Source organism: Rhizobium sp. CB3171, from assembly GCF_029714265.1.
In the GTDB taxonomy this organism is placed as follows: Bacteria; Pseudomonadota; Alphaproteobacteria; order Rhizobiales; family Rhizobiaceae; genus Rhizobium.
Genome location: NZ_CP121652.1, coordinates 134,484 through 147,320 on the forward strand (window position 1 = coordinate 134,484; position 12,837 = coordinate 147,320).

Consider the following 12,837-nt stretch of genomic DNA (forward strand, 5'->3'; position numbering starts at 1 on the left):
CGAGCCGCGGCTTTGTAGCGTGGCACTGCTTGGTGGAAAAGTCTCCCGCTTTTCGCACCGCTGCCGCTTTTGCCCTCACCTAAAGACGTAGGGCGACTATGAAAGCTATACTGACTTTGACGTAAACGTCAATAATACCTGAGCGTTAACTATTTTTTAATAAGTTTGAAAAAAGTACTGGAACTTTTGTGACAACAGCGCGTTAATGCGCGGTGAGCGAGGACCTCACCGAACGCATCGTGCTGCCCGCACGGTACTCCGGGGCGGGGTCGGATGCTCAAGAGTTTTATGTGAAGCGTATCCAAGAGGAGGTGCGCACATGCATAAAGAGAGTGCCGAGACGATTAGCCGCGAACTCTATGTCAAGGACATGTCGATGCTGGTCGCATGCGACCGGGTCGAGGGGTCCAAGGTCTTCGGGTCCGATGGCAAGCAGATCGGTCATATTGAGCGCCTGATGCTGGAAAAAAGCGATGGTCGCATCGCTTTCATCATTCTGAGCTTCGGCGGCTTTTTCGGCATCGGCCAGGATCACTACCGGCTGCCGTGGGAAAAGCTACGCTATGATGCTCGCATCGATGGCTATCGTATCAATATGACCAAGAATGACATCGAAAAAGCCCGCCGTTTCGCCAGCAAGGACGACATCGTCGCCCACAAGGATAGTGGCCACAAGAGCCATGACTATTTCGGCGTGCCACCCTACTGGATGTAGGCACACATAAAGGAAAGCCAGAAACTGGCCCCGTTTTCACGGGGCTTTGGTTTATGCGGCTTTTACTGAAACCGCCCGTTTCTCTGCATGACTTCGATCCTGTAGCCATCGGGATCGCTGACGAAGAAGAAGAGGGCGAAAAGTCTTCCATCGCGATTGAGCTCAACGATCTTGCCGGGATTGAGGCCAAGCTCGGTGAAGCGCGCGTGCTCGTCCCGGAGTTCATCGACCGAAACGGCAAGGTGGCCATAGCCTTCGCCGAGCGCATAGGGTTCGCTACGGCCCTGGTTAATGGTCAATTCCAATTCGAAACCGGTCTCGGCATTGCTGAGATAGATCAGTGTAAAGGTCGGAAAGGTGACGCGGTCGGCGACTGCGAGCCCGAAAGCCTTGCTGTAGAAATCGACCGAGCGCGCTTCATCGAGCACTCGGATCATCGAATGGATCATTTTTGCCATGCGCACCTCCCTGTCGTTAAAGGCCGGGGCAAAGATCATGCTTGAAGCCGCCAAGGCAAAATCAGTGTGGCTGCAAACCGATTTTGCGCGTGACGGCGGTTTCGATCAATTCCATGCCGTCATAGATCAGCACCGCCATCAGGCCGACGATCAAGCCGCCCTGCAGGATGAAGGCGGTGTTGTCGTTGATCAGGCCGGCGATGATGACTTCTCCAAGCCCCTTCGCCGCAACGGTCGAGCCGATCGTCGCCGTGCCGATATTGATGACGGTGGCGATCTTCAGCCCTTCGATGATCAGCGGCAGAGCGAGCGGCAGCTCGACCCGAAACAGCCGCTGCCAGCCGTTCATGCCCATGCCGTCGGCGGCGTCGAGCACGGAGGCCGGCACCTGCTGCAGGCCGGCGACGGTATTTTCGAAGATCGGCAGCAGCGCATAGAGGAAAAGCGCGATCAGTGTCGGCACCGCGCCGAAGCCGGTGGTGGAGATGGCGAGCGCCAATACTGCGACAGGAGGAAAGGTCTGGCCGGCATTGGCGATCGCCCGCGATAGCGGCAGGAAATCGGCGCCGCTCTTGCGGGTGACGAAGATGCCGCCGAGCACGGCGAGAATGCCGCTGGCGGCGATCGAGACGAGGATCAGCTCCATATGGCTGATGGCGAGACCGACCAGGCTGTTCTGCGCATAGATCGGCGATGCTCCGAATTTTGTGAGCGGTGCCAGGATCGGCATCAGCCACTCCGGCCGGAATAGCAGCACCAGCAGCAACGCCAGCGCCAGAAACCGGAAGATGTTGGCGGTCAGAAACTTCATGCTTTGCGGCCCAGTTCGATCAAATGCCGCATGGAGATCGAGCCGACTGGGACCCTGCTGTCATCTTCCACGGTCGCCTCGTCGGCCCCCTGCCAGATCATCTCGGCCAGTGCATCGCGCAGATTGAGCGTCTGCGGCAGGCTGTAGCCAATGCCCGGTCGCAGCGGCTGCATGCTTTCCTTGAGCGGCAGCAGCGACATCAGCTTCAGCGCCCGGTCGGAGGTACCGGTCAGTTGCTGCACGAAGGGATCGGCGGGCTCGGTGAGGATCTTGCCCGGTTCCGAACATTGCAGCAGCTTGCCTTCGCTCATCACCGCGATCTGGTCGCCGAGATGGAAGGCTTCGTCCATATCGTGGGTGACGAGCACGATGGTCGTGCCGAACTGTTTCTGGATGGCCAGAAGGTCGTCCTGGGCCTTGCCGCGGATGACGGGATCGAGTGCGCCGAAGGGTTCGTCCATCAGCAGGACTTCCGGTTCGGCCGCAAGCGCACGAGCAACACCGACGCGCTGTTGCTGGCCCCCGGAAAGCTGGCTCGGATATTTCGCCGCGAAGGTGCCGGGATCGAGATGGAAGAGATTGAGCAGCTCCTCGACGCGCCGGTCGATGCGCGCCTTGTCCCAGCCGAGCAGTTGCGGCACGGTTGCGATGTTCTGCGCCACGGTGCGATGCGGAAACAGGCCGTGGCCCTGGATGGCATAGCCGATGCGGCGGCGAAGCTCGGTCGCCGGCACGCTCATGACATCCCGGCCGTCGACCAAAATCTGGCCGAGGGAGATCGGCACCAGCCGGTTGATCATGCGCACCAGCGTCGACTTGCCGGAGCCGGAGGTGCCGACAATGACGGTGATCGTGCCTTTTTCCATGCTCATGCTGACATTATCGACCACGGTGGCGTTGCCATAGCGCTTGGTTACGTCCTTCAGCTCGATCATGGTGGTCATGCGTGTTGTCCTCGGATGCTGTCGATGACCGCATCGAGGATGACGGCCGATGAGAATGCGAGAAAGACCGTCGGCACGGCGCCGAGCAGCACCAGATCATTGGCCGTCTGGCCGATGCCCTGGAAAATGAAGAGACCGAAACCGCCACCGCCGATCAACGCCGCGACGGTGACGAGGCCGATCGCCTGCACCAGCACGATGCGGATACCCGTCAGGATGACCGGGAAGGCGAGCGGCAGGTCGATGCCGGTCAGGATCTGCCGGCGTGTCAGCCCCATGCCGGCAGCGGCATCGCGCACCGACGGGTCGACGCCGGCAAGCCCGACGACGGTGTTGGCGACGATCGGCAGCAGCGAATAGATCACCAGCGCCACCAGGGCCGGCGCGGTGCCGATGCCTTGAACGCCGATCGCGGCCGCGAAAGGGACGTGCGCCGCGATATAGCCGAGCGGCAGCATCAGGATGCCGAACAGAGCGAGGCTCGGAATGGTCTGCACCAGGCTCAGGCCGCGCAGAACGACGGCGCGAAGTCTCGGCTGCCAGTAGCAGAAGATGCCGAGCGGCAGGGCAAGCACGATGGCGATGGCGATCGAGCCGAGCGAGAGGAACACATGGCCAAGCGCCTCGTTCCAGAATTTATCGGCATTGTTGGCGTATTCCTTCATGATCGACAGGTTGTCGAGTAGACCGGACCTGAGAATGATGCCGAGGATCGCACCATAGAGCGCGAGCGAGGCGACCCGAAGCCATGGCGTAAGCCGCAGCTTCACCAGCGCATCCGAGATCACCAGGCCAATGACGGCGAGCAGCACCCAGAAGGCACCGCCCGGCGTAATGCGCGCCACGGTGCTGCCGGCAGGCGTGGCCGCAGTCGAGACGAAGCCGAGCGTGACGATCAGAAGGGCAATGGCGAGCGTGGCGATGGCGAGGCGGACGAGCTGGTTGCGCAGGAAAAGGGCGGCAAGGGCGGTGGCGACGAGAAGGAGGAGAAGTGCCAGCGCGACGGGCTGGGCGAGGAGCTGCGTCAGCAATTGCGGCTTGCCGGCGGCGATGCGGTTTGCCTTGACGATGATGAACGGCATCGACGCCGCCGCGAGGCAGCCACCGGCCACCAGCACCACTCCGAGACGGTCCACCCTGCGGACCGCTAGCGCATCTTCCATCAAGCAAGCTCCGTCAGCGCATGCCAAAACCGGCGAGGCGGTTTTTGGATAAGATCATGCCTCATCAAATATCCATGCGGCCCCACCTTATCAAAGCGGAGCCGCAGGGGTGATAGGTAAAGTCTTACTTCAGGAAGCCGTTTTCCTTGAGGTAGGATTCGGCAACCGACTTGGCCGGCTCGCCGTCCACCTGGATGCGGCCGTTCAGCTTGCGCAGCACGTCGGCAGTCAGGCCCTTGAAGATCGGGGCCAGAACTTCCTCGATCTTCGGATTGGCCTTCAATACGGCTTCGCGGATGATCGGCGTCGGCGCATAGACCGGCTGCACGCTCTTGTCGTCTTCGAGAACCGTCAGTTCAGCCGCTTCGATGGCGCCGTCAGTGCCGTAGACCATGGCGGTGTTGACGCCGTTGGTCTGGTCGGCCGCGGCCTTGATCGTCGCTGCCGTGTCGCCGCCGGAGAGCACGACTTCCTGCTCTGGCTTGATCTGGAAGTTGTAGGTCGTCTGGAAGGCCGGCAGAGCCGCCGGCGAGTTGACGAACTCGGAAGACGCCGCAAGCTTGACCGGCCCGCCGCCGGCAACCCACTTGCCGAAATCGGACATGGTCTTGAGTTTGGCCGGGCCGGCGACGTCGTTGCGAACGCCGATCGCCCAGGTGTTGTTGGCGGGCGAGGGCGTCAGCCAGACGATCTTATTGGCATCGTAATCGAGCTTCTTCGCCAGATCATAACCCTGCTGCAGGTTCTTCCAGGCCGGATCGTCTGATTTGTTGAAGAAGAAGCCGGCATTGCCGGTATATTCGGCGTAAATGTCAATTTCGCCGGCCGTGATCGCCTTGCGCAAAACGGGCGTCGTGCCGAGCGCGATGCGGTCCTTCGCCTTGATGCCGTTGGCATTGAGCGCGGCGAAGATGATATTGCCGAGCAGCGTGCCTTCCGTGTCGATCTTTGAGGAGACCACGACGTCGGCAGCGCTGGCACCACTGGCGACGAAAGCCGTTAGCGCGGCGGCGAGTGCGAACTTCTTGAACATGATGTTTCCCTTTGTACCCCGTTGAACCGTTAGTCTGGCGTATCCGTTCGGTTCAAATCCGGTCCCCGGACACGCCACATATGACTGCGGGCCGAAGAACCCGCATGCGAAGTCCTGTCTGCGTCTGGGAGATAGCGCTCGCCACCGAAAAATCGATGACACGCCAGTCCGCCACCTGCAGTCGCCGCGCGATTATGACGAGGGTGACCGGCATAAGCGCGAAAATAGATTTCTTTTTTCGGGGGTAAGTGCGTTTGTTTTTGTTCCCCCTACCTGTTTCGCCGCCGTTCCGATCTCTTGGGTTTTGTTGGGTCAGTTAGGCGGTCATCGAACGATAGTCCTCGCTCTTTTGGTTTGGGATATCTTTTTTTGAGAACACATCATATCGTGCCGGCATAGTGGTTCGGCTGCATGCGAGGCAGGGTATGTGGCAGGCTCGAAAGGATGGCCGGTTTGTATCTCGGGGCATTGTTCATCGCCGACACGGTTTTCTCGATCGGCTCCGTCAGGGAGACGGCCCGCAGGCTCTCTTTTTCGGCCTCGACCGTGTCGAGCGCGCTTCGGCGACTGGAGACGGAACTGGCGATAAAGCTCGTCGAGCGAGCATCGGGCGAGCTCGCCACCCTGCTTGCCAGCTCGAAGGTGCAGAAGGGCCTGCAGCCGATCCTCTCCGCCATGCGGCAACTCTCGGTGCTGACGAAAGAACCTCCCGCACCACAGGACTATCCCCAATGGGCTGCGCGGCTACCGTTGAGGATCGCCACCATTGAACGTTTCCTGGAGGTCGCCGATCAGGGCAGCATCAATCGCGCCGCCCGCCGCCTGCGTCTCGGTCAGCCGCAGCTTTCGCTGCAGATCGCCAATCTGGAAGAATTGTTCGGTTGCCGCCTGTTTGAACGACAGGCGCAGGGTTCGGTGCTGACCGACGTCGGTCGCGAGGTCTATGCCATCCTTGCCGGTATCGCGGAGGCCTGGGACGAGATGAAGGCGGCGGCGGACGAGCGATTTCAGCGGGCGGCGCGGGCCGTGCGCATCGGGTCGATCATCCCGACCGGCTCGGAGAGCTGGGTGGCCCGCTCGCTTGCCAGCCTTGTGGCGCGCTGGAACATCAGCGGCAACCGCAACACGCTGTCCTTGATGCTGATGACCGCCGACGATTTGCGTGAGGCGCTGAGATCCGGTCGCATTGACGTCGCCATCGTCGATTCCGTCTTCGGTCTCGATGCCTTCGAGCATATGGAGCTGGTGGCAACCGACATGGTAGCGATCGCGCCGCCTGGCAGCACGGAACAGACGGTGACGGCGCTGGTCGAAAACCATCCGCTCTGCGTGCCGAGCTCGCGCACCGGCATCGGCAATGCGGCCACGGCCTTCGGCTACGACAGCGGCGACCGTCGCCGGTTTCGCGGCCGCGACATCACTTCGGCCGACTCGCTTCCCGTCATCGTCGACCTTGTCGCCAATCATGGCTATGTTTCGTTTCTCGGCCGCGTCAGCGCCGCGCCGATTGCCGACAAGGTGCGGATCGTCAATCCGGATCAGATTTTGCCGCTTTCCTATCACCTCGCCCACAATGGCCGCCGTGCTTCCGTCGATGCCTGCCGGCTGATCCAGGAGGCGGTGCGCGAGCTGGTGGGCGCAACGGAAGCTGCTCGAAGTCGCCCAGCATCTTAGGAGATTTTGGACTGACGGGACGCATCCTGACGTCCATACGGAACGGAGCTTAATCGCCAGGCCCGCGCGTACAGGCCGTATTTCTCCCATACCTCATAGCTTTAGCTTCCGGAACATGCATTCCCCTTGAGCGTTTAACTCCATACCCCGCTTGTGCGGGAATGATGTGATCCGGGCCGGCATAGGTATCGCCGGCCTTACGGATGCGTGTAAGGAGAAGAGAAATGAGGATCATCGCAACGGCGTTAGTAGCGCTGGGTATCCTCGCTTTGCCAGTAACCAATGCTGATGCTCATCGTCGGTACTATTACCACCATCATCGGCACTACGGTCCCAGCGTCGTGATCTCGCCGGGCTTCGGCTTCTATGTCGGCCCAAGCTACGGCTACCATCGCTACTACTATCGCGACCGCTACTGGCGCGGTGGGGATTATTGGGGCTACCGCCATGGGTACTATCGCCCTTACTGGCGTGACCGCTACTACGATCCCTGGTACTGAGCAGGCAACCAGCTAACCCAGGCAAGCGGGTTATAATAAACGGCGCCAAAAGGGCGCCGTTGGAGCGTTGTCGTAATGTGCGACTTAGACCGGGCTCAGCACATGCACGGCGCGCGCGGCCATAAGGTCCTTCACCTTCTCCCCATAAGCGGCCATATGCGCCGAAGCGGCATGTGCCTTAAGCGCCGCCATGCTTTCCCATTTTTCGACCACCACGAATGTATCGGGACCGAACGCCGGGTCCGCGCCTTCGACATCCACGACCGCGGTATATTCGATGCAGCCGTCTTCGGCATGCACGGCCGGGACATTCGCCTGGAAGGCTTCGAGCACGGCGGCACGCTTGCCGGGCTGCGCGGTGAGGATGGCGAGAACGTGGATCATGATGGTTCCTCTGAATGGATCGGATGATGGTGACGCAAAAGGATGGATGGCGCACATTGCGCGCCGGTTTCGACGAATATCACAAATAGACGACGATCGAATGCTTGACTTCACTTCGATGGAGTTGCAATTCTCTATCTAGGCGTGAGTTTTAATGCGCCGATCTATTATGGCGTGAGGGGGCTTGCGCCGGAAATCACTTGAGAGGGAAAATGGGGCTTTCCACGCAAGAGCAAATATTGGTCGAACAACGTGTGACCAATGAAGCAAAATCGGTGGGCGCTGCCTACTTGCTTTGGTTCTTTCTTGGCACTTTGGGCGCTCACCGGTTTTACCTCGGTAGAACCGGCAGCGGGGTAGTGCAGTTGCTTCTGTTCGTACTCGGTTGGCTTACGACATTCATTGTCATCGGCATCGCCCTCCTAGCTGCGCTGGGCATCTGGTGGATCGTCGATGCTTTCCTCATTTCCGCGATGATTGCCGAGCAAAAGCAGGAGATTCGGCAACGTCTGACGGACGAGGCGCTCTGGGCAAATCAGCAGGCGAGCAGGCAAAACGCGCCGTGATTTCAGCGCATGGCGAAAAGTCATAGTCGTGTAAGAAGATGCTTCGGCGGCGGCAACGCCGAGATAGGATAGAAGGGTGTAGGGCGGCTTTGTAAGCCGCCCACCTTCGCGCTTTTAATGCATCGATGAACTTCATCCTCGACGCACAATAACAGCGGCGTACGAAGTGGTGTCTGCCTCTCGTAATCAAAGTGATTACATGACAATCGACAAACATTAGTGCTTCCCTATGTTCATAAAAACAGGAGGAAAGCCAATGTCAGCCGAATGGCCAATGTTCATTTTGCAGTCGATCGTGGTTTTTGGCTTGGTGGGCGCCCTGTTCATCAGGGCGTAGCAGCCGTCGCCAAACCCTTTGCCGCCTGAACCGCGGTTTCTCGGTCTCGAAGCCAAGCAGCCCGACCGATCAAACGGTCGAGCTGCTCTACGATCCGATCAGGGGTCAAATCCAACCAGATCACAAATCATTAAGTTGAGCTTATTATAAGTCAACTACTATCCATCCAAACCGTGCACGCCTCCCATCAAGACCAAACGTCCACCATCCGTCTAAAGCCCCGAATTGCTTGAACTTGACCAGTAGGGGCTTGTCCGCAGGGGTATGGTATGGCCGCAGCGGCTGCTGACAACTGTACGATTATCCATACCGACGCATTTTTGACGGAAAGCCGTTTTTCTGGCAACCTACGCTCGGGCGAAGGGGACTATCCGGCATGTCCGAGCACAATCCGGCGAGTAGCGATGCCTTCTATGGCTCGCAATACACACGCATCTACGGCCAACTTGCGTCAGAAATCCGCAGAGAGGCTTTCGGCGAGGATTTCGGGCAGGAAAGTTGGCGCGGTCCAGCTGAGCAGGCCGAGATCGCCGCCCTCCTGAGGCTAGGTCCGGACGCGTGCGTTCTCGATGTAGCGTGCGGGGCCGGCGGCCCATCCCTTGCTTTGGTAGAGCAAACCGGCTGCCGCCTCCTGGGCATCGACATCGTGCCTGAAGGCGTGTCAAGCGCGACAGCGGAAGCGGTGAAACGAGGACTCACGGATCGAGCCAAGTTTGTCGTGCTCGACGGCGGAGAACCACTCCCGTTCGAAGACGGCACATTCGACGCCATTGTGTGCATCGACTCTATCTCTCATCTTCCCGACCGGCACTCCGCTCTGCGGGATTGGGCACGGCTTTTGAAAGCTGGCGGGCGCCTGGTCTTCACCGATCCGCTCGTCGTGACCGGAGCCCTTTCGAAGCTGGAGATCGACGGCCGTTGCGCTCTGGTCCTCGATGCATCCAATGCATTTTTCGTACCGCCCGGCTTTAATGAAAGCGCCATGACCGCGGCGGGCCTTGTGCTGTTGCAGACTGTCGACCGTGCTGCAGCTGCCGCCGAGATCGCTGGCCGCTGGCGCGACGCCCGCGAGCGCCGCGCGAATGCGTTGATTAGAGAAGAGGGCGAAGACTGGTTCCGACGTAGACAGGTTATGTTGAATATGACCGCTCACCTCGCGTCAGAGCGGAGATTAACGCGGTTCTTCTATCTCGCAGAAAAGCGCGAGGAATCGCAGTAACGGTGCGAATCCGAGCGACTGCGTGGGCGCTACGCCCGATCGTCACCGCGGCATCGCGTATTTGACGCTCGCAATCGAGGAAGACGGCGATCTTCGATTTCGAGGTACTCATCGGGCCCACTTGAACTTCGCAACTCAAGGCGCGGACGGCGCTCCGCGTCAACGACCGGAACCACCTGTTCTTGGCCGAGGTCGAGGGCACTGCGCCCAAGTTTGGCCCCAGGTTCGCCATCGAGCCAATGATCGCTGTTGAATAGTTGGGTCAAGTATTTGCGTTTATTGGAGTGGTGCCGCTTACGTGACTCGAACACGTGACCCCATCATTACGAATGATGTGCTCTACCGACTGAGCTAAAGCGGCATTCCGGGCCGATCGGTATGGCCCTGCGATTTGCATGGCGCTGATACAGTCAATGCGCCGAGATTTCAAGCGCTCAAATTGCCGATTGGAAAAAAAGCGAAGGGTCTGTGAAAAAGCGACCGCGCTTTCGAGCGTTCTTAGAGCGCCAGGCGGGTCCGCGCCTGGCGGTATTGCGCCTCCAGCCGATCGACGAGCGCGGCCACCGGTTCGATTGCCTTGACGGCGCCGATTCCCTGGCCGGAGCCCCAAATATCCTTCCAGGCCTTGGCGCCGGTCGTGGCCGTTTCGAAATCCATCTTGGAAGGATCGGCTTCGGGCAGGTTGTCCGGGTCCATGCCGGCGGCGCGGATCGAGGGTTTCAGGTAGTTGCCGTGGACGCCGGTGAAGAAGTTGGAATAGACGATATCGGCGGCCGCGCCGTCGACGATCGCCTGCTTGTAGGCTTCCGCCGCGCGCGCCTCCTCAGTGGCGATGAAGGGCGAGCCGATATAGGCCATGTCCGCGCCCATCGCCTGGGCCGCCAGGATCGCGCCGCCATTGGCGATCGCGCCGGCAAGTAGCAACGGCCCGTCGAACCATTCGCGGATTTCCTGAACGAGCGCGAAGGGCGAGAGCTGGCCGGCATGGCCGCCTGCCCCTGCTGCCACCGCAATCAGCCCATCGGCTCCTTTGCGGATGGCCGAATTGGCGTGACGGTTGTTGATGATATCGTGCAGCACGATGCCGCCGTAGGAATGCACGGCCGCATTGACCTCCGGCACGGCGCCGAGCGAGGAAATGACGATCGGCACCTTATATTTGACGCAGAGCATCAGATCGTGTTCCAGCCGCTTGTTCGAGGCATGGACGATCTGATTGACGGCGAAGGGAGCCGACGGGCGTTCGGGATGCGTCGCATCATGCGCAGCGAGATCTTCCGTGATCATCGCCAGCCATTCGTCCAACTGGCTCTCCGGCCGGGCGTTCAGCGCCGGAAACGCACCGACGACACCGGCCTTGCATTGGGCCAGTGTCAAAGCCGGATGCGAGATGATGAAGAGGGGAGAGGCCACGACCGGCAGCCGCAGGCGCTCGGTCAGGACGGAGGGAAGGGCCATGAACATCATCCGTATTTGACGTTTACAAAAACGTCAAAGGGATAGCAGATGTGCGTCGGGAGGGGAAGATGGCAGGCAGTAGGCAATGGGCAATAGGCAATAGTGATTGACGGCGATTGAGGCCTTCCCCTGCTGCCTGCTGCCACCCCATTTGTGTCGTCTTTGCCATTTATCCCCGCCCGAGTGTTCGCGCCTCTTTTCGAGAGACTTGCACATTGCCGGTCGGGGCGTTACCGAATTCGGTTAGCGAATAGTAAAGAAATGGTCGTTTTGCGGTAGAGTATGCGGGCGCATCGCGAGTGAGAGTAAAGGACCTGATGTGAGCGGATTAGAAACGGCTATCAGAAGCGCGTTGGAGCGATCCGAGCGCGCCAATCCGGAAATCCGGGCTCGTATCTATCAATCGGCGCGACAGGCGCTCGAAGCCGGGCTTCGCAAGCAGGACATTACCGATATCGGCATTATTTCGGCTCAGCGCCAACGCCTGGAGGCGACCATCCGGGCGATCGAAGGCGAGGAGCGTGCCCGCCCGCCGGAACCGTCTGCTGCCCCCGAGGTGGAGGCGCCTTATGTGCCGCCCGCGCCGCCGCAACAGCAGGCCCCGCGACCGATGCAGCAGCGACAGGAGCAGGAGCCTGTCATGAGCGTTCGCGGCGAGACGCGCGACCACCCTGTTGCCGGCCAAGCCTCCGTTCCCGTCGAACCCGCCGCACCGGAAAGCGATTTTGGCGACATGCGAGCCGGCCCCGCCGATCATCTCGGCGCCGATAGCGATGAACGCCAGGCCGTCGCCGCGCCGGCCGCAACGCGGTCGATGAATTTCAAGCCCGAGCGTGCCGCCGTCCGCCGCAAGCCGCGCAAGTTCTTCTCCCGCCTGCTGGTCTTCTGCATCCTCCTCGCCTTCCTTGGTGTCGGTGCCTGGTGGATCAAGACCTCAGGCGTGTTCATGACGGCGGCCCAGCGCGACACCAGCGTTCCCAATCCGCCCGCGCATGTCGATTCCCAGGATTTCAACGGCAACAACAATGCCGACGATACGTCCGATGACGACGATAACAGTGGCCCCCCCGCCAATCCGGGGCTGGCGACGATCGATCCGCAGAACAGCTTCTCGGAAGAGTGGATCGAGATCTTCAAGCCGACCGACTTGGCCAAGGTCGCCAGCGGCCCGCAGGCCAAGGCCGAGAATGTCTCGGAAAACGAAGGCCCCGCAGTGCGGCTGACCTCTGAGACCAGCGGTGCCGATGGCAACGCATCCGTCGAAGTGCCGGCAAACGTGCTGCAGCAATTGGCCGGAAAATCGTCGACCGTCGCGCTTACGCTCCAGTCCACCTCGGATACACCGACGCAAATCACCGTCGAGTGCGATTTCGGCTCGCTCGGCTCTTGCGGCCGTCATCGTTTCGACGTGACCCGCCAGAAGACGGATGCGCTGTTCCAGGTCCGCTACGATCGTTCGCTTGCGCCCACGACACCGGGTCGCCTGATCATCAACAGCGATGTCGACGGCAAGGCGCGCGGTATCAACATCTACGCAATCCGCGTCCTGCCGGGGCAGTAAGGCTAGGGTGCATC

The 12,837-nt window shown here is 60.3% G+C and carries 13 protein-coding genes and 1 tRNA gene; 6 read left to right on the top strand and 8 right to left on the bottom strand.

What is annotated here, in order from left to right; genetic code table 11:
• The first annotated feature begins 319 nt into the window (after positions 1-319).
• A complete protein-coding gene (locus QA648_RS00665; RefSeq protein ID WP_283048978.1) occupies positions 320-715 on the top strand; it encodes a PRC-barrel domain-containing protein in 396 nt (131 codons plus the stop codon).
• 62 nt (positions 716-777) lie between these two features.
• Here the strand turns inward: QA648_RS00665 and QA648_RS00670 are convergent, their stop codons facing one another.
• The 5 genes from QA648_RS00670 to QA648_RS00690 all read right to left on the bottom strand — a co-directional run bounded on the left by QA648_RS00670 (position 778) and on the right by QA648_RS00690 (position 5,124).
• The gene (locus QA648_RS00670; RefSeq protein WP_283048979.1) at positions 778-1,173 is read right to left on the bottom strand and encodes a VOC family protein; all 396 of its coding nucleotides are present in this window, start codon (positions 1,171-1,173) and stop codon (positions 778-780) included.
• 61 nt (positions 1,174-1,234) lie between these two features.
• A complete protein-coding gene (locus tag QA648_RS00675) occupies positions 1,235-1,984 on the bottom strand; it encodes an ABC transporter permease (protein WP_283048980.1) in 750 nt (249 codons plus the stop codon).
• A complete protein-coding gene (locus QA648_RS00680; protein ID WP_283048982.1) occupies positions 1,981-2,928 on the bottom strand; it encodes an ABC transporter ATP-binding protein in 948 nt (315 codons plus the stop codon). The genes QA648_RS00675 and QA648_RS00680 overlap by 4 nt, the downstream gene beginning before the upstream one ends.
• Positions 2,925-4,091 (bottom strand): ABC transporter permease, encoded by a 1,167-nt coding sequence (locus QA648_RS00685; protein WP_283048984.1) that lies wholly within the window; start codon positions 4,089-4,091, stop codon positions 2,925-2,927. Before QA648_RS00685 ends, QA648_RS00680 begins: the two co-directional genes overlap by 4 nt.
• Before the next feature lie 124 nt (positions 4,092-4,215).
• The gene (locus QA648_RS00690; RefSeq protein ID WP_104821910.1) at positions 4,216-5,124 is read right to left on the bottom strand and encodes an ABC transporter substrate-binding protein; all 909 of its coding nucleotides are present in this window, start codon (positions 5,122-5,124) and stop codon (positions 4,216-4,218) included.
• Between the two features lie 453 nt (positions 5,125-5,577).
• On the opposite strand from QA648_RS00690, the gene QA648_RS00695 reads away from it, so the two are divergent.
• Positions 5,578-6,798, top strand: a complete 1,221-nt coding sequence (locus tag QA648_RS00695) for a LysR family transcriptional regulator (protein ID WP_104824971.1) — start codon at positions 5,578-5,580, stop codon at positions 6,796-6,798.
• A gap of 269 nt (positions 6,799-7,067) precedes the next feature.
• Entirely contained in the window at positions 7,068-7,298 is a 231-nt protein-coding gene (locus QA648_RS00700; protein ID WP_158704415.1) for a hypothetical protein, read from the top strand.
• 84 nt (positions 7,299-7,382) lie between these two features.
• Here the strand turns inward: QA648_RS00700 and QA648_RS00705 are convergent, their stop codons facing one another.
• Positions 7,383-7,682, bottom strand: coding sequence for an antibiotic biosynthesis monooxygenase family protein (locus QA648_RS00705; protein WP_104821912.1), 300 nt, complete (start codon positions 7,680-7,682; stop codon positions 7,383-7,385).
• A gap of 212 nt (positions 7,683-7,894) precedes the next feature.
• Between QA648_RS00705 and QA648_RS00710 the strand changes: the two genes are divergently transcribed.
• A complete protein-coding gene (locus tag QA648_RS00710) occupies positions 7,895-8,248 on the top strand; it encodes a TM2 domain-containing protein (protein ID WP_104821913.1) in 354 nt (117 codons plus the stop codon).
• A gap of 713 nt (positions 8,249-8,961) precedes the next feature.
• Positions 8,962-9,804, top strand: coding sequence for a class I SAM-dependent methyltransferase (locus QA648_RS00715; RefSeq protein ID WP_283048989.1), 843 nt, complete (start codon positions 8,962-8,964; stop codon positions 9,802-9,804).
• 285 nt (positions 9,805-10,089) lie between these two features.
• On the opposite strand, the gene QA648_RS00720 is transcribed toward QA648_RS00715, so the two are convergent.
• Both QA648_RS00720 and QA648_RS00725 read right to left on the bottom strand, forming a co-directional pair.
• Positions 10,090-10,165: transfer RNA gene (locus QA648_RS00720), tRNA-Thr, on the bottom strand.
• Positions 10,166-10,302: 137 nt separating this feature from the next.
• Entirely contained in the window at positions 10,303-11,262 is a 960-nt protein-coding gene (locus QA648_RS00725; RefSeq protein ID WP_283048991.1) for a nitronate monooxygenase family protein, read from the bottom strand.
• Between the two features lie 319 nt (positions 11,263-11,581).
• Between QA648_RS00725 and QA648_RS00730 the strand changes: the two genes are divergently transcribed.
• Entirely contained in the window at positions 11,582-12,823 is a 1,242-nt protein-coding gene (locus QA648_RS00730; protein ID WP_283048993.1) for a hypothetical protein, read from the top strand.
• Positions 12,824-12,837: the final 14 nt, after the last annotated feature.

Bases quoted from the DNA above. Each gene is read 5' to 3' on its own strand.
- QA648_RS00665 (WP_283048978.1), top strand. From the start codon at position 320: ATGCATAAAGAGAGTGCCGAGACGATTAGCCGCGAACTCTATGTCAAG.
- QA648_RS00715 (WP_283048989.1), top strand. From the start codon at position 8,962: ATGTCCGAGCACAATCCGGCGAGTAGCGATGCCTTCTATGGCTCGCAA.
- QA648_RS00710 (WP_104821913.1), top strand. From the start codon at position 7,895: ATGGGGCTTTCCACGCAAGAGCAAATATTGGTCGAACAACGTGTGACC.
- QA648_RS00680 (WP_283048982.1), bottom strand. From the start codon at position 2,928: ATGACCACCATGATCGAGCTGAAGGACGTAACCAAGCGCTATGGCAAC.
- QA648_RS00705 (WP_104821912.1), bottom strand. From the start codon at position 7,682: ATGATCCACGTTCTCGCCATCCTCACCGCGCAGCCCGGCAAGCGTGCC.
- QA648_RS00675 (WP_283048980.1), bottom strand. From the start codon at position 1,984: ATGAAGTTTCTGACCGCCAACATCTTCCGGTTTCTGGCGCTGGCGTTG.
- QA648_RS00670 (WP_283048979.1), bottom strand. From the start codon at position 1,173: ATGGCAAAAATGATCCATTCGATGATCCGAGTGCTCGATGAAGCGCGC.
- QA648_RS00725 (WP_283048991.1), bottom strand. From the start codon at position 11,262: ATGGCCCTTCCCTCCGTCCTGACCGAGCGCCTGCGGCTGCCGGTCGTG.
- QA648_RS00690 (WP_104821910.1), bottom strand. From the start codon at position 5,124: ATGTTCAAGAAGTTCGCACTCGCCGCCGCGCTAACGGCTTTCGTCGCC.
- QA648_RS00685 (WP_283048984.1), bottom strand. From the start codon at position 4,091: ATGGAAGATGCGCTAGCGGTCCGCAGGGTGGACCGTCTCGGAGTGGTG.